Origin of the sequence: Rhizobium sp. G21, assembly GCF_014158035.1 — a bacterium.
Lineage (GTDB): Bacteria > Pseudomonadota > Alphaproteobacteria > Rhizobiales > Rhizobiaceae > Rhizobium_E.
This window is the reverse complement of the sequence record NZ_JACFXW010000001.1, coordinates 3,812,029-3,828,096: the sequence shown is the minus strand read 5'-3', so window position 1 is coordinate 3,828,096 and position 16,068 is coordinate 3,812,029. Positions and strand designations below refer to the sequence as shown.

General features: G+C 65.4%; 11 protein-coding genes and 2 pseudogenes. 6 read left to right on the top strand and 7 right to left on the bottom strand.

Going from position 1 to position 16,068, the window contains the following annotated elements:
* Positions 1 to 7 precede the first annotated feature (7 nt).
* The 6 genes and pseudogenes from H2O14_RS19055 to H2O14_RS19030 all read right to left on the bottom strand — a co-directional run bounded on the left by H2O14_RS19055 (position 8) and on the right by H2O14_RS19030 (position 8,331).
* A pseudogene (locus tag H2O14_RS19055) lies at positions 8 to 2,677 on the bottom strand (ATP-binding protein).
* Positions 2,678 to 2,684: 7 nt separating this feature from the next.
* Complete coding sequence (kdpC, locus tag H2O14_RS19050) at positions 2,685 to 3,254, bottom strand: potassium-transporting ATPase subunit KdpC (RefSeq protein WP_182828891.1); 570 nt, start codon at positions 3,252 to 3,254, stop codon at positions 2,685 to 2,687.
* Positions 3,255 to 3,256: 2 nt separating this feature from the next.
* Entirely contained in the window at positions 3,257 to 5,293 is a 2,037-nt protein-coding gene (gene kdpB, locus H2O14_RS19045; RefSeq protein WP_182828890.1) for a potassium-transporting ATPase subunit KdpB, read from the bottom strand.
* Positions 5,294 to 5,302: 9 nt separating this feature from the next.
* Positions 5,303 to 7,012: a potassium-transporting ATPase subunit KdpA gene (kdpA, locus tag H2O14_RS19040; RefSeq protein WP_182828889.1), complete on the bottom strand. Its 1,710-nt coding sequence runs from the start codon at positions 7,010 to 7,012 to the stop codon at positions 5,303 to 5,305.
* A 13-nt stretch (positions 7,013 to 7,025) separates the two neighbouring features.
* Positions 7,026 to 7,112 (bottom strand): K(+)-transporting ATPase subunit F, encoded by an 87-nt coding sequence (kdpF, locus tag H2O14_RS29515; protein WP_182829440.1) that lies wholly within the window; start codon positions 7,110 to 7,112, stop codon positions 7,026 to 7,028.
* A gap of 430 nt (positions 7,113 to 7,542) precedes the next feature.
* Positions 7,543 to 8,331: an SDR family oxidoreductase gene (locus H2O14_RS19030; RefSeq protein ID WP_182828888.1), complete on the bottom strand. Its 789-nt coding sequence runs from the start codon at positions 8,329 to 8,331 to the stop codon at positions 7,543 to 7,545.
* A gap of 111 nt (positions 8,332 to 8,442) precedes the next feature.
* Here H2O14_RS19030 and H2O14_RS19025 point away from each other — a divergent pair.
* From H2O14_RS19025 to H2O14_RS19000, 6 genes and pseudogenes are all read left to right on the top strand, one after another.
* Positions 8,443 to 9,056 (top strand): annotated as a pseudogene (locus H2O14_RS19025) (TetR family transcriptional regulator).
* A 181-nt stretch (positions 9,057 to 9,237) separates the two neighbouring features.
* Positions 9,238 to 10,386: an FAD-dependent oxidoreductase gene (locus H2O14_RS19020; protein ID WP_182828887.1), complete on the top strand. Its 1,149-nt coding sequence runs from the start codon at positions 9,238 to 9,240 to the stop codon at positions 10,384 to 10,386.
* A gap of 268 nt (positions 10,387 to 10,654) precedes the next feature.
* On the top strand, positions 10,655 to 13,615 hold the full coding sequence (locus H2O14_RS19015; protein ID WP_210275477.1) for an FAD-dependent oxidoreductase: 2,961 nt from the start codon (positions 10,655 to 10,657) through the stop codon (positions 13,613 to 13,615).
* Positions 13,616 to 13,658: 43 nt separating this feature from the next.
* Complete coding sequence (locus H2O14_RS19005; RefSeq protein WP_182828885.1) at positions 13,659 to 14,264, top strand: CDP-alcohol phosphatidyltransferase family protein; 606 nt, start codon at positions 13,659 to 13,661, stop codon at positions 14,262 to 14,264.
* A gap of 97 nt (positions 14,265 to 14,361) precedes the next feature.
* Positions 14,362 to 14,613 (top strand): hypothetical protein, encoded by a 252-nt coding sequence (locus H2O14_RS27725; RefSeq protein ID WP_246697446.1) that lies wholly within the window; start codon positions 14,362 to 14,364, stop codon positions 14,611 to 14,613.
* Positions 14,603 to 15,556: an ABC transporter substrate-binding protein gene (locus H2O14_RS19000; RefSeq protein ID WP_312858627.1), complete on the top strand. Its 954-nt coding sequence runs from the start codon at positions 14,603 to 14,605 to the stop codon at positions 15,554 to 15,556. Before H2O14_RS27725 ends, H2O14_RS19000 begins: the two co-directional genes overlap by 11 nt.
* Here the strand turns inward: H2O14_RS19000 and H2O14_RS18995 are convergent.
* On the bottom strand, positions 15,544 to 15,888 hold the full coding sequence (locus H2O14_RS18995; RefSeq protein ID WP_182828884.1) for a hypothetical protein: 345 nt from the start codon (positions 15,886 to 15,888) through the stop codon (positions 15,544 to 15,546). The two genes, H2O14_RS19000 and H2O14_RS18995, sit on opposite strands and share 13 nt — an antisense overlap.
* Between the last annotated feature and the right edge of the window lie 180 nt (positions 15,889 to 16,068).

The window sequence follows — 16,068 nt, the reverse complement described above, 5'->3', positions numbered from 1 at the left end:
ATCTCGCCTATTTCTCGCTTCCCGGAAAACGCATGACGATGCGCGTGCCGCGCTTTCTCAGCGCGGGGCTCTCGGCATGGATCTTGCCGCCCATCGCCTCCACGAAGCCGCGTGCGATGGAAAGCCCCAGTCCCGTGCCCGGCGCGCGGCCATCCGGCTTTCCCCTGCGATAGAATTTTTCGAAGATGCGGTCCAGATCCTCGGGCGGGATGCCCTTGCCGAGATCGGTGACCGAGATCACCACATCCTTGCCGTCGCGACGGGCGTAGACATTGATCGGCTCGTCGCCGCCATACTTCACGGCATTGTCCAGGAGGTTGAACAGCACCTGGCCGATGAGCACGCTGTCGCCCCGGATGAGCGGGAGATCCGCCGCGATTCCGGTCTCGATCAGGCGGCCCGGCGCATGATTGCGGGTCCGCTCGACGGCCGCCTGCACGACGTCGGACACATCCACCCAGTCCAGCTTCGGCTTCAACGTGCCGGCCTCGATCCGGGTCATGTCGAGCAGGTTGGCGACGAAGCGGCTCATGCGGCCGCTCTCCTCCTCGATGGACTGGAGAAGGTCGTCCCGGTTCTCCGCAGTCATGCGGTCGCCGAGCTGACGCAGGCCCGTCACCGCGCCGAGGATCGTCGCCAGCGGCGTGCGCAGATCATGCGAGATGGACGACAGCAGGGCTTCGCGATACCGCTCCCCTCGAGCTTCGACGCCTGCTCGACGGTTTCATCGGCGAGCCTGGCGCGGTCGAGCGCGATGGCGGTCTGGTCGAGAATCGCGGTCAAGGCGCGTTCCGCATTGATATCCAGCGGTTCGCCGACATGTTCGATCCCGCAGACGCCCGTGACGCCGTGCGGCCCCAGGAGCGGCCTGAACTGGAACCGGCTGTTCGGCAGCGTGCCCGTGCCATGCCCGGAAGGCTCGCGCTTGTCGTTGGCCCAGCGCGCCGCGGTCATGTCGGTGACGTCGAGCTCGGTGTCCGGAGGCCAGGCGGCGGCGATGTGGAGATCGCCCTGGCGCGGCGCAAGCAGCGCCACCTTCCGCTTCAGGCTCGCCTGCAGCTGCGACACGGTGAGCCAGATCGCATCGTCGCTCTTGGCCGTGCTCGCGAGCTTGCGGGAGAAATCGTAGAGCGATTGCAGGGCGGCCGCCCTCACCCGCGCAATCTCGGCCTGTTCGCGAATGCGGGACGCGAACCCGCCGGCGATCATGGCGACGGCGATGAAGACGAACAGCGCGAACACCTCGTGAGGCGCGGCGATCGTAAAGGTATGGACGGGTTCGATGAAGAAGAAGTTATAGGCCAGCGCCGACAGGGCGGCTGCGAGGAAGGCGGCGACATAGCCTCCGGTGACCGACGCCCCGAGCACCGCGAGCAGGTAGAGCAGCGAGATGTTCGGCAGGTTCACGAACATGTCGATGCTCTTGCCGACCATCGTGGTCAGCGTGACGAAACCGACCGCCGACAGCGCCGCCTGTCGCAGCGCAGTCGCCTGCGGCAGGCGGAGCGCGCCGGGCCGGACCTCGCCGGGGCCGCCCTCCGGCGTCACGATATGCACGCCCAAGCCCGAGGCCCTCCGCGCTAGCGCATCGGTGAGCGACGGGCTGAACAATGTCTGCCAGCGGCCGCGCTTGCGCGCGCCGATGACGATCTGCGTCGCATGTTCGCGCCGCGCCAGCTTCAGGATCTCTTCGACGAAGTCGTTGCCGATGACGCGCCGCGTCTCCGCGCCCAACTGTTCCGCGAGGCGAAACAGCGCCTCGATGCGCTGGAGCCGCTCCGGCGTCTCGACTTCCCGGTCGGCGCGCTCGATCGAGACGACCAGCCAGGGCGCATTGAGGCCCGAGGCCAAACGGCTCGCCACGCGCACGACCTTTTCCGACACCGGATCCGAACCGACGCAGACGAGAAGGCGCTCGCCGGTGGCCCAGGGACCGTCGATGGCGTTCTGCCTGAGATAGTCGACCATCTGATCGTCGACCCGGTCCGCCGTGCGCCTGAGCGCCAGTTCGCGCAGCGCCGTCAGGTTGCCGAGACGGAAGAAGCGGTCGACGGCGCGATTGGCGCTTTCGGGAAGATAGACCTTGCCCTCCTTCAAACGCTCGATCAGTTCGGACGGCGACAGGTCGACCAGGAGCACCTCGTCGGCGCGCTTCAGCACGACGTCCGGCACCCGTTCGCGCACCGTCACCCCGGTGATCTGGGCGACGAGGTCGGCCAGGCTTTCGAGATGCTGGATGTTGAGCGCCGTCCAGACGTCGATGCCGGCGGCGGTCAGTTCCTCGATGTCCTGGTGCCGTTTCGGATGCCGGCTGTCTTCGGGATTGGAATGAGCGAGTTCGTCGACGATGACGATTCGCGGACGCCGCGCCAGCGTGGCGTCGAGATCGAACTCCTCCAGCATCCGGCCGCGATGGGCTGCCCTGCGCCGCGGCAGGACGTCGAGGCCGTCGAGCAGCGCCGCCGTCTCGCTGCGGCCATGGGTTTCGACCAGCCCGACCACGACGTCGACGCCATCGGCCTTCAGCCTTCGGGCGCGCGACAGCATCGCATAGGTCTTGCCGACGCCAGGCGCGGCGCCCAGAAAAACGGTCAGCGCCCCGGCGGTCTTTATCCGCCAGGGCAAGCAGGGCGTCGGGATCGGGACGTCGCTCGTCCCTGCGGTCGTTATCCGCCATCGGCCTCTCACATCTTCAGGGCGTCGAGCGCCAGATTGAGCTCTAGCACATTGACCCTTGCTTCTCCGATAACGCCGAGCGCGGGCTTTTCGATCTGCCGCGCCACGAGCGATGCGACGGAGGCGGGATTGAGCCCGCGCGCCTTGGCGACGCGCGCCGCCTGCGCCGCGGCGAAGGCCGGCGAGACATGCGGGTCGAGCCCCGAGCCCGACGTCGTCACCGCATCGCCAGGGACGGGCGTGGCAACGCCTTCCGCGGCGAGTTTGGCGACGTCGGCGGCGACGCGGTCCTTCAGCTTGACCGAGGTGGCTCCGAGATTCGATCCCGATGACGCAGCTGCGTTGTAGGGATCGGGGCCGGTGGCCGACGGGCGCGGCCAGAAATAGCGGTCGGAGGCGAAGTTCTGCCCGATGAGCGCCGAGCCGACGATCTTGCCGTCGCGGCGGATCAGGCTGCCATTGGCCGCATCCGGCATGACGGTCTGGGCGATGCCGTTGATCGCAAGCGGATAAGCGAGACCGGTCAGCACGGTCAGGGCGAGGACGAGGGTGAATGCGGGTCTGAGATGATTGAGCATGATTACACCAGATGAAGGGCGCTGACGGCGATGTCGATCGCCTTGATCCCGGCAAAGGGCAGGATCAGGCCGCCGACGCCGTAGACAAGAAGGTTGCGGCGAAGCAGCGCGGCTGCGCCGGACGGACGATAGCCGACGCCCTTGAGCGCGAGCGGGATCAACGCCACGATGATCAGCGCGTTGAAGATGACGGCGGACAGGATGGCCGACTGCGGCGAGGCCAGCCCCATGATGTTGAGGGCCTCGAGCGCCGGATAGGTGGCCACGAACAGCGCCGGGATGATGGCGAAATATTTGGCCACGTCGTTGGCGATCGAGAAGGTCGTCAGCGAACCGCGCGTCATCAGGAGTTGCTTGCCGATCTCGACGATCTCGATCAGCTTGGTCGGGCTGGAGTCGAGGTCGACCATATTGGCGGCTTCGCGGGCGGCCTGCGTGCCGGTCTGCATGGCGACGCCGACATCGGCCTGGGCGAGCGCCGGGGCGTCGTTGGTGCCGTCGCCGCACATGGCGATCAGGCGGCCGCCCTGCTGCTCGCGGCGGATATAGGCGAGCTTGTCCTCGGGCGTCGCCTGGGCGAGGAAATCGTCGACGCCGGCCTCCGAGGCGATGGCCGCCGCCGTCACCGGATTGTCGCCGGTGACCATGACCGTGCGGATGCCCATGGCGCGGAGCGCGGCGAAGCGTTCCTTGATGCCGGGCTTGACCACATCCTTGAGGTGGATGGCGCCGAGCAGGCGCTCGCCGTCGGCGACCGCGAGCGGCGTGCCGCCGGTGCGGGCGATCTGGTCGACCGCCCGGCGAAACTCGGCCGGCGCGTCCTGTTCGCTGAGGCCGGTGAATTTCAGCACGGAATCGACCGCGCCCTTGCGCAGCCGGCGGGCGCCGATATCGACGCCGGACAGTCGCGTCTCGGCGGTGAAGCCGATGACGGCGTCGAATTGGGTTTTCGGCATGGCGACGCCGAAATCGCCGGTGGCCAGCGCCACGACCGAGCGTCCCTCGGGCGTTTCGTCGGACAGCGAAGCGAGGAGCGCGGCTTCCGCCAATTCCGCAGGCGTGACGCCGGGGGCCGGAGCGAAGTCGCTCGCCATGCGATTGCCGAAGGTGATCGTGCCGGTCTTGTCGAGCAGCAGCGTGTCGACGTCGCCGGCCGCTTCCACCGCGCGGCCCGATGTCGCGATGACGTTGAAGCGCACGAGACGGTCCATGCCGGCGATGCCGATGGCCGAGAGCAGCCCGCCGATCGTGGTCGGGATGAGCGTCACGAGAAGCGCGGCCAGCACCGTGACCGACAGAACCGTGCCGGAATAGCCGGCCAGACCCCATATCGCGACGCAGACGAACAGGAAGATCAGCGTCAGGCCCGACAGCAGGATCGACAGAGCGATCTCGTTCGGCGTCTTCTGACGCTGCGCGCCTTCGATCAGCGCGATCATGCGGTCGACGAAGGAGGAGCCTGGCTGGACGGTGATCTTGACCTTGATCTCGTCCGACAGCACCTGCGTGCCGCCCGTCACCGCCGAGCGGTCGCCGCCGGATTCGCGGATCACGGGGGCGGATTCGCCGGTGATCGCGCTCTCATTGACCGAGGCGACGCCTTCGATCACCTCGCCGTCGCCCGGGATGAGCTCGCCGGCCGCGACAAGCACGACGTCGCCGATCTTCAGGCTGGGGGCCGGAATCGTCTCCGTCTTGCCATTGGCGGCGAGCCGGCGGGCGACGAGTTCCGACTTGGTCTTCTTAAGGCTGTCGGCCTGGGCCCGGCCGCGGCCCTCCGCCACGGCTTCCGCGAAGGTGGCGAAGAGCACGGTGAACCAGAGCCAGGCGGCGATCTGGCCGGAGAAACCGGCCTCGCCGGGATTTGCGGCGAGGTCGCGGATGAACAGGATCGTCACGACGACGGCGACGATTTCGGTCACGAAAATGACCGGGTTGCGCAGGAGCTTGCGCGGATCGAGCTTGACGAAGGCGTCGCGCATCGCCGGAAACAGGATCGACGGGTCGAGAAGACCTGGAGCCTTGTGGTCTTTTGACATGATGGTTCCTTAGAAAGTCTGGCCGGCGAGCATGGCGAAGTGTTCGACGACAGGGCCGAGCACGAGCGCCGGCAGGAATTGCAGGCCGCCGAGAATGAGGATGATGCCGACGAGCAGGCCGACGAAGAGCGGGCCGTCGGTGGGAAAGGTGCCGGCGGAGGCCGGCGACTTCACCTTGGCGGCGAGCGATCCGGCGATAGCCATGACCGGCACGACATAGGCGAAACGACCGAGCAGCATGGCGATGCCGAGCGTGGTGTTGTACCAGGCCGTATTGCCGGTGAGCCCGCCGAAGGCCGAGCCGTTGTTGCCGGCTGCGGACGTATAGGCGTAGAGGATTTCCGACAATCCATGCGGCCCCGACGTACCCACGCTCGCCACCGCGAAGGGCAGCATGGCCGATACGGCGGTGAAGCCGAGGATCACCAGCGGCAGGATGAGCACCGCGAGCATGGCGAATTTCATCTCGCGTCCTTCGATCTTCTTGCCGAGAAATTCCGGCGTGCGGCCGACCATCAGGCCGGCGACGAAAACCGACAGCATCGCAAAGACGAGCATGCCGTAGAGGCCGGAGCCGACGCCGCCGGGCAGCACTTCTCCGAGCTGGATCAGGAACATCGGTGCAAGGCCGCCGAGCCCTGTGAACGAGCCGTGCATGCCGTTGACGCCGCCATCCGAAAGACCCGTGGTCACGGCGGCGTAGAGCGCGGTCATGGCCTGGCCGAATCGGACTTCCTTGCCTTCCATGTTTCCGAGCGCGGGATCGACGCCGAGCGCGGTCAGAATCGTATTGCCCTGCGCTTCCGCCCAATAGGTGACCGCGACGCCGGAAATCAGCAGGATCGCCATGGCCGAGATCAGCGCCCAGCCCTGTTTGCGGTTTCCGACCATCTGGCCGAAGGTGTAGACCATGGCGGCAGAGATCGACAGCATGGCGAAGATGTTGAGATAGTTCGACCAGGCCGTCGGGTTTTCGAACGGATGGGCGGCGTTGACGTTGAAGAAGCCGCCGCCATTGGTGCCCAACTGCTTGATGGCTTCCTGCGAGGCCACGGGGCCGAGCGAAATGACCTGGTTGGCCCCTTCGAGCGTCGCGGCGGTCACCGAGGCGTCCAGCGTCTGCGGCAGGCCCATCGCCACGAAAGCCAGCGCGACGACGATGGCGAGCGGCAGCAGTACATAAAGCGTGGCGCGCGTCATATCGACCCAGAAATTGCCGAGCGTCGCGACCTTGGAGCGGGCCAGAGCGCGGGTCACGGCGGCGGCGAGCGCCATGCCCGTCGCGGCCGACAGGAAATTCTGCACGGTGAGGCCGGCCATCTGCGAGAAATGGCTCATCGTGGCTTCACCGGCATAGTTCTGCCAATTGGTGTTGGTGACGAAGGAGACGGCGGTGTTGAAGGCGAGATCGGCCGGCACGCCGGCGAAACCCTGCGGGTTGAGCGGCAGATAGGCCTGAAGCCGCAACATGGCGTAGAGCGCCGCGAGACCCGCCAGCGAGAATGCGAGCATGGAGAGCGTGTAGGCGAGCCAGCTCTGCTCCTTGTCGGGCCTGACGCCGCTCAGGCGGTAGAGATCGCGCTCCAGGCGGCCGAGCACGGGCGACATGAAGGTCCGCTCGCCTGAAAACACCTTCGCCATGTAGAGGCCGAGCGGCTTGATGACGAGGAGGACGGCGAGGAAGAGGAGGCTGATTTGCAGCCATCCGAGAAGAGTCATGATGTGCTCCCGTTCAGAAGCGTTCGGGACGCAGGAGCGTCGCGACGAGATAGACGCCGAGGGCGACGGCGACGAAAAGGCCGAAAAGGGGTTCGAGCATTGCTATTCCCTCACAGGCGATCGAGCGCGCGAGCGTAGAGCGCCAGCACGAAAAGCGCGCCGGAGCCCAGCGCGATATTGACGAGGTCGGACATGTCCGGTTCTCCTGTTGATACCGACACAGGTTTACCGGCGCCTCGGGTCAGGCTTCGATTGGGAAGAAGCGGAGAGGGAATAAAGAAAACATAAGGACGCGCCCAAAAGGCCGGCTGGCGAGCAATGGCCTGCGGCGCGCATGGCGGGACGAAAGCCGCGTCCGAACGAGGCGAGCGCCCGTCACCGCGAAGGCGCCGATCAGGATGGACGACGCCCGGCATGGCCCGATCCCCGGGTCAGTCGATCGCAAACGCCGCGCCCATCCGCGCGACGCCGAGATGGTCCTGGCGGATCCCGCCAGAAAGGGCGTCGTCTTCGATCGACCGCGACGACGGTCAGGCGAGCGCGCGATAGCGATCTGCGGGAAGCGCGTTGACGAAATTGCCCAGCAGGGCTTGACGCGCGCCGTCATGAACATCCCACAGGCCCGCGTCATGCAGCGACGGGATGGTCACCGCTTCGCGGCGGTCGAAACCGATCATGGCCGCATCGACCAGATCGCTCACTTCCATGACTTCGCCCATGCTGTCGACGTCGGCGCCGACATGATCCCAGATCTCGGTCCGGGTGATGGCGGGAAGCACGGCCTGGACATAGACGCCCTTCGGACCCAATTCGTGCGCGAGCCCCTGGGACAGGAACAGGACGAAAGCCTTGGTCGCGCCATAAACCGTCATGCCGAGCTCCGGCGCGACACCGACCACCGAGCTGATATTGACGATCGCGCCCTCGCCGGCCCCTGCGAAACGTGGGGCAACGGCGCTGCTCAGCCGGACGAGCGCGGTTGCGTTCAGCGCCACGAGCCGGGTCATGTCGTCGACATTCTGCTCGATGAATTGTCCGCCGATCGCCGTTCCAGCATTGTTGACGAGAATGCCGATGCGCGCGTCGTCACGCAGCCTGGTCTCGATCTTTGCGAGATCCGTCGTCCGGGTGAGATCGGCGGGGACGATATCGACCGCCGCGCCCGTCTCCTGGCGAAGGCGCTGCGCAAGCGTCTCCATGCGCTCGACGTTGCGGGCGACCAGCACGAGGTCGTGTCCGCGCCGCGCGAACCTCTCGGCATAGGCTGCGCCGATGCCGGTGGAGGCGCCGGTGATCAAGACTGCAGGAATTGCACTCATCGGATTGCTCTTTTCCATCGTTGACGCTATAATCATGACGATCATCATGATTGCACTTAAATATGACAGTCATCATGATTATGTCAACGGGCGGGTCGGAGAATCGTGAAGATGAAAGTCAGCCGAGAGCAGATGGGGAAAACAGGCGCCGTATTTTGGACGTCGCAAGCCGGTTGTTTAAGGAAAAGGGGTTCGAGGCGGTGAGCGTCGCCGAAGTCATGAAAGCGGCCGGGCTCACGCATGGCGGCTTTTACGGACACTTCGACTCCAAGGACGATTTGGTGGCGCAGACGCTGACGCATGCGCTCGCGGCCGACAGCGTCAACGGCGCATCGTTCGGCGACTTCGTCCGGACCTATCTGTCGCCGCGCCATCGCGACGATCCGGCCGCCGGTTGCCCGACGCCGAGCCTGGCCGCCGCCATCCGACACCAGACGCCCGCCGCGCAGGCCGCCATGACCGATGGCTTACGCGCGCAGATCGCTCGGCTCGAAAAGGCGCTCCCAGATCTGGACGACGCCAATAGGCGCCGTGCTGCGATCGGAAGCTGGGCGGCCATGGTCGGAGCCGTCATCCTGGCGCGCGCGGTCGACGACCCCGATTTTTCAGTCGAGATATTGCAGGAGACGGGGACTGGATCGCCGGTCGTGTCGATTGATCCAAGAGGCGGCCGCCGCATGGCCCATAGCGCCCCACTCCGATCCAATCGACGCCGCCGATCGTAAGTATCGATACGCAACCGGAATGAACACCGAGAAAAGAGAAGCGAGGCGTGGCGCTCCCGTCGGCCTGGTGATTGAAGCAACCGTCGCGTAAACTCGACCTCGGCGCGTCCGTTTGGACGCACTGCGTCGGATATCAGAGCGCGCGCCGTCTCCCCGGCGCGCCTGTTTCGAAGAGACGTCCTTGAAACGCCTTGTTCTCGTCGGCGGCGGCCATGCGCATTTGTTTGTCCTCGAAAGCCTGGCCCGGCTCGCGCGGCGCGATATCGACGTGACTGTCGTATCGCCTGGGTGCTGGCAATATTATTCCGGGATGACGCCGGGGTGGATGGCCGGTCACTACTCGCAAGAAGACATCCGTATCGATCTCCGGCGTCTTGCGGATCGAGCCGGCGCCCGTTTCGTTCAGGCCTCCATGGTCGGGATGGACGCCGGGGCGCGCCGTGTGCAGCTGTCGGACGGTTCGCGGCTGCGATATGACCGACTCTCGCTCGACATCGGCAGCGAAACCCGCCGCGACCGGCTCGACGCCAGCGGTCGGAAGCTGCTGACGATCAAGCCGCTGGAGGTTTTCCAGCGGCGTTGGGCCGACGTGATGCGAGACGCCGTGACGCGGGACGACTATCGTCTCGTGGTGATCGGCGGCGGGGCCGCGGGGATGGAGCTGGCGCTTTCTGCAAACCGCGCCCTCAGAAAGGCGTGTCCCTCGGCGAGCGTCCGGCTCGTCACTGGTGCGGACGGCTTTCTGCGCGACCATTCGCCGAGCGTGCGGCGCCGGGCCATCCAGGCGTTGAGGAGAGCAGGCGTCGAGCAGATCGCCGAACGCGCCGCCGGCGCGGAAGACGGCGTCACGCTCGCTTCGGGAGAATTCCTTGCCGCCGACGCGGTTCTCGCCGCCACCGGCGCATCCGCCCCCGCCATGCTGAAAACCTCGGGACTGCGCCTTGACGCCGACGGGTTCGTGAGCGTCAATCCTTTCCACCGCAGCCTTTCCCATCCAGAGGTTTTTGCAGCCGGCGACGTCTGCTCGCGCGACGATCCGCATTTCCGGCGTTCCGGCGTTCATGCCGTCCATGCCGGCCCCGTTCTGGCCGAAAATCTGCTGGCGGCAATCGATGGGCGACCGATGAAGGCCTATCGGCCGCGAAAGACGACCCTCTATCTGCTGGCGTGCGGCGACCGATATGCGATCGCATCCTGGGGCCGCTTCAGCATCGAAGGCCATTGGGTCTGGAAATGGAAGGATCGCATCGATCGGCGTTTCGTGGCTCGGTTTTCGCCTGGCGCCGCTGCGGAGCCTGCCGACGAGGGATCGCCGCACAAGCAATTGTGAACGCGACCCATTCCACTTGCGCGGCCATTTGTGGCATCGTGATCGCAGCTCAGGAGACAAGGGAAACGTCATTGCGCAAAGCAGCAGGCCCGAGTGACGGCGCTTTATCGGAAAGCACTGAATTCTCCGACCCCGACGCGGCGGACGATGCGGGCGGGGAGCCGCTGGCCGAAGACGTCAGGACGTCACGCGCACCGGGCGATGCGCCGATTGCTCTTCGTCCAATCGCGCCCTCTATTCCGAAAGCGGCTCGGGGGTCTTGCGCATGATGAACCGAAAATCCGTCCTGGCCATTGTTGTCCTGGCCGCAATCGTCTGCGGCGCGGTGGTGCTCCGCGACGGCGCCTCATTGGAGGATTTGAAGCGCAATCTCGGCGTTCTCTCGGCCTGGAAGGAACAGTCGCCCATCGCCGCCGCAATCATCTTCTTTCTGATCTACACCGCAGTGACGGCGCTGTCGCTGCCCCTCGCCTCCTTGATGACGATCGCCGCCGGGGCGCTGTTCGGTCTGGTCTATGGCAGCCTTCTCGTGTCGTTCGCCTCCAGCCTCGGCGCGACGCTCGCCTTCCTGACATCGCGCTATTTGCTGCGGCAATCCGTGCAGGCCCGGTTCGGCAACCGGCTGGATGCGGTCAATAGCGGCATGGCGCGCGACGGCGGCTTTTATCTGTTCACCCTGCGGCTGATACCGATCCTGCCGTTCTTCCTGGTCAACCTTCTGATGGGCCTTACGCCGATCAAAACCCGGACATTCTACTGGGTCAGCCAGCTCGGCATGCTGCCCGCGACGCTGGTCTACGTCAATGCCGGCACGCAGATCGCCCGGTTGACGGATCTCGCCGGAATCCTGTCGCCCGGACTGATCGGGTCCTTCGTCCTGCTCGCCCTGTTTCCGTGGTTGGCGAAAATCGCCGTGGGTTTGTGGCAGCGTCGCAGGCTGTATAGCCGATGGAGGAAACCCGCCGCGTTCGACCGAAATCTCGTCGTCATCGGCGCAGGCGCGGCGGGATTGGTCAGCGCCTACATCGCCGCCGCGGTCAAGGCCCGGGTCACGCTCGTCGAGAGCCATAAGATGGGCGGCGATTGCCTGAATTATGGATGCGTGCCGAGCAAGGCGCTGATCCGGAGCGCCAGGCTCGCCCACCAGATGCGCCACGCCGATCGCTACGGACTGGCCGCGACGACCCCCGACATCGACTTCCGGTCGATCATGGCGCGCATCCGCGCCGTGATCCGCGCCATCGAACCCCATGACAGCATCGAGCGCTATACGGCGCTGGGCGTGGACGTGATCGAAGGGCGCGCGCGCATCGTCGATCCATGGACGGTCGAAATCGCGCGCGCGGACGGCGGCAAGACGACGCTGACGACGCGATCGATCATCATCGCAACCGGCGCCGCTCCCTTCACGCCGCCGCTCCCCGGGATTGAGGACAGCGGCTATCTGACTTCTGACACGTTGTGGGATCATCTCGCCGCGCTCGAACAGGCGCCGCGCCGCGTAGTGGTGCTCGGAGGCGGACCGATCGGCGTCGAACTGGCGCAGGCGCTGGCCCGGCTGGGATCGCATGTGACCCAGGTCGAGATGGCGCCGCGCATCCTGATCCGCGAGGACGAAGACGTTGCGCTCTGTGCGGGACGGGCGCTGGAAGCGGACGGCGTCGAGATCCTGACCGGTCACAAGGCGCTCGCCGTGTCGCGCGAGGCCGACGGCTCACGCGTCATCCAGGTCGAACAGAACGGGGCCGAGAAGCGTATCGGCTTCGATATGCTCGTCTGCGCCGTCGGTCGCGCGCCGCGCCTCGCCGGCTTTGGACTGGAGGAGCTGGGTATTCCGGTGGGACGCACCGTCGTCACCAACGGTTTCATGCAAACACGCTTCCCCAATATCCTCGCCGCCGGCGACGTGGCCGGACCTTACCAGTTTACCCATACGGCCTCACATCAGGCCTGGTACGCCTCGGTCAATGCGCTGTTTGGGATCGTTCGTAAATTTCGCGCCGATTATCGCGTCGTTCCCTGGGCCACCTTCATCGATCCGGAAGTGGCCCGCGTCGGCCTCAACGAGCAGGAGGCCCGTGAACAGAACATCGCCTATGAAGTGGTCCGCTACGATATGGCCGAACTCGACCGGGCCGTCGCTGACAGCGCCGCCAGAGGCTTCGTCAAGGTGCTGACGGCGCCGGGCAAGGACCGGATTCTCGGCGTCACGATCGTCGGCGAACATGCCGGCGATCTTCTGGCCGAATATGTTTTGGCCATGAAACACGGGCTGGGGCTCAACCGGATTCTGGGCACGATCCATACTTATCCGACCTTTTCGGAAGCCGCCAAATACGCGGCCGGAGAATGGAGAAAAGCGCATGTCTCCCCGGACGCTGAGGTTCCTGGAGTGGTTTCACGCCTGGAGGCGCGGGGCATGACCATGACGCGGTTCGTCCGGACATTCATCGCCCTGATCCTCGCAATGGCCGGCACGCTTGCGCGGGCGGAGAGTTTCGACCATTCGCTCCTGAACGGCCTGCTCGAGCGCACCGTTTCGAGCCAGGACGGCGGCCGTTCCACCGTGGTGGATTACGCGGCGATCAAGGGCTTGCAGTCGACGTTGTCGTCCTATCTCGAAGACGCCGCGGCCGTGGACCGCAAGGCCTTCGACGCATGGCCGAAGACGGATCAGCTGGCTTTCCTGATCAACGTCTACAACGCCGCGACGATCGACCTCGTGGCGAAAGCCTATCCCGACATCGCGTCCATCAAGGATCTCGGCACGCTGCTGTCGTCGCCATGGCGCAAGGATTTCGTGAAGCTGTTCGGAAGCGAGCGCTCCCTGGACGACATCGAGCATCGGCTCATTCGCGGCTCGGGGCGCTACGACGATCCGCGGATCCATTTCGCGGTCAATTGCGCCAGCATCGGTTGCCCAGCCTTGCGGACCGAAGCATATTCCGGCGATCGGCTCGACAGCCAGTTGGAGGAGCAGACGATTCTCTTTCTGTCGGACCGCAGCCGCAACCGGTTGAACGGCGACAGGCTCGACGTGTCGCCGATCTTCAAATGGTATCGGGAAGACTTCGAGAAAGGGTTTCGCGGCGCCGACAGCCTCTCCGCATTTCTGGCGACCTATGCCGGACCGCTCGGCCTGGACGGCGACGTTGAGAAACGCCTCGCCGAGGATCGGCTGAAAATAGGCTTCCTGAAATATGACTGGCGACTGAACGCCAAGCGCTAGAAAGGCGCGTATCAAGAGCCGACGCGCGCTTCGAGGACCAGGAATGTTCGACCGACATATTTTACCCGTGCAGAAATCGATCCTCCGGCCTGTCGCCGGCTGGCTGCGCCTGCGCGGCGTGACGGCGGACCAGCTGTCGATTGCGGGTTTCGGCCTGGGCCTCGTCTCATTGCCGATGATCGGGCTGGGATATTTTGGGGCCGGTCTCGCCTTCATCGCTGCGAACCGGCTTTTCGACGGTCTCGACGGAGCCGTCGCCCGCATGGGAGCGCCCACCGATCGCGGGGCCTTTCTGGACATCGCTCTGGACTTCGCCTTCTACGCCTTGGTGCCGCTCGCCTTCGCCTGGGCCGATCCCGCCGCGAACGCGCTCGCCGCGGCAACCCTGATCGCGGCTTTCGTCGGAACGGGATCGAGCTTCCTGGCGTTCTCCAGCATCGCCGCCAGACGCGGCATGTCGTCGAACGACTATCCGCAGAAAGGTCTCTATTACCTGGGCGGGCTGACGGAAGGCGCCGAGACGGTCGGCCTGTTCGTCGCCATGTGCATCTGGCCGAACCTTTTTCCCATCCTGGCCTTCGTCTTTGCCGCGCTTTGCCTGATCACGACGCTGACCCGGTGGCGTCAGGGCTGGACGGCGTTTTCGTGATCGCGTCGGACCAAGACGACTGTAATAATCCGGCTTCGGCCAACGCCAAACGACATGACGCGGCCCTTCGCGCGTCCAGCCCCGTCAAGGAGAACCCATGCGGACATTGCCACTGATCGCTGCCCTCGGACTGAGCATCCTGTCTCCGACCGCGTTTGCGGCCGATGCCTGGAACGAAACCCTCGACAAGGCCAGGGGACAGACCGTCTACTGGAACGCCTGGGGCGGCGACGAACGCACCAACGCCTTCATCGCCTGGGCGGGAGAACAGGTGCAGGCGCGTTACGGCGTTTCGATCCGGCAGGTCAAGCTCACCGACACCGCCGAAGGTCACTCGGGTGATCGCTGAAAAGGCGGCCGGCAAAGAAGACGGCGGCTCCGTCGATCTCATCTGGATCAACGGGCCCAATTTTCTGTCGATGAAGGAAAAGGGACTGCTGCACGGACCCTTCGTTGCCGAACTTCCGAATGCGCGGTTTCTCGACCTGAGCCCCGCCTCGGCGGCCTCGGTCGATTTCACCGTGCCGGTCGAGGGCTACGAGTCGCCGTGGCGGCTCGCCAAATTCGTCTTCAACTACGATTCGGCGCGACTTGCGCAGCCGCCGAAATCGATGACGGCGCTCCTCGCCTGGGCGAGGCAGAATCCCGGCCGCTTCACCCATCCCGACGTCAGCAATTTTATGGGCGCGACCTTTCTCAAACAGGCGCTGATCGAGTTGGCTCCCGATCCCGCGGTGCTGCAGGCGCCGGCGACCGACGCCGATTTCAATGCGGCGACCGCCCCTCTATGGGCGTGGTACGATGAGCTCCGGCCGCAGCTCTGGAGGAACGGGGACACTTTTCCCGCCAATGAATCGGCTCAGCAGCAGCTGCTCAACGACGGAGAAATCGATATTTCCATGTCGTTCGACCCCGCCAGCGCCGCCGCCGCGATCGCCGAAGGCCGCTTGCCGGACTCGGTTCGCACCTATGCGCTCGATGGCGGCGCGATCGGCAATATCAGCTTCGTCGCCATTCCCTTCAACGCCGCCAACAAGGAAGGCGCCAAGGTGGTGGCCAATTTCCTGCTCGAGCCGGAAACCCAGGCTCATGCCCAGAATATCGACGTGCTCGGCAGTTTTTCGGTTCTCGACACACGCAAACTCGGAGACGAGGAAAAGGCCCTCTTCACAGCCTTGCCGACATCGCCGGCGCTCCCTCGCAATGAGGATCTCGGCCGCACATTGCTGGAGCCGCATGCGTCCTGGATGACGCGGCTGACCGAAGAATGGGCCAGACGCTACACGAAATGAGCATCCGTCCGGGAACCGCCCTGCAGTATTTCTCCGTGGCGCTGGCGTTTCTCGGGATCGTCACGCCGATCCTGCTCGGCCTGTGGCAGACGATGATGCCCGCTTTCGGCATTTTGCCGGCCATCGGCGCCATGACGCCAAATCTCGACGCCTGGAGGACGCTCTTCGCATTGCCGGGAGTGGGGACGAGCCTGCGGCTCACCCTCTTCGTCGGATTTGTCTCGACGGCGCTGTCGCTCGCTTTCGCTGTGGCTTTCTGCGCGTCGATGCATGGGCGGATCGCGGCGCGACGCGCAGAACGGCTGCTCGCGCCCCTGCTCGCCGCGCCGCATGCGGCGCTCGCCATCGGGGTCGCGTTCCTGATCGCGCCGTCCGGATGGCTGGTCCGTATCGTCAGCCCCTGGGCCACCGGCTGGACGACCCCGCCCCAGGCGACCACGATCCACGATCCGGCCGGTTGGGCGCTGATCTTCGGACTGATGATCAAGGAGATCCCTTTCTTCCTGCTGGTC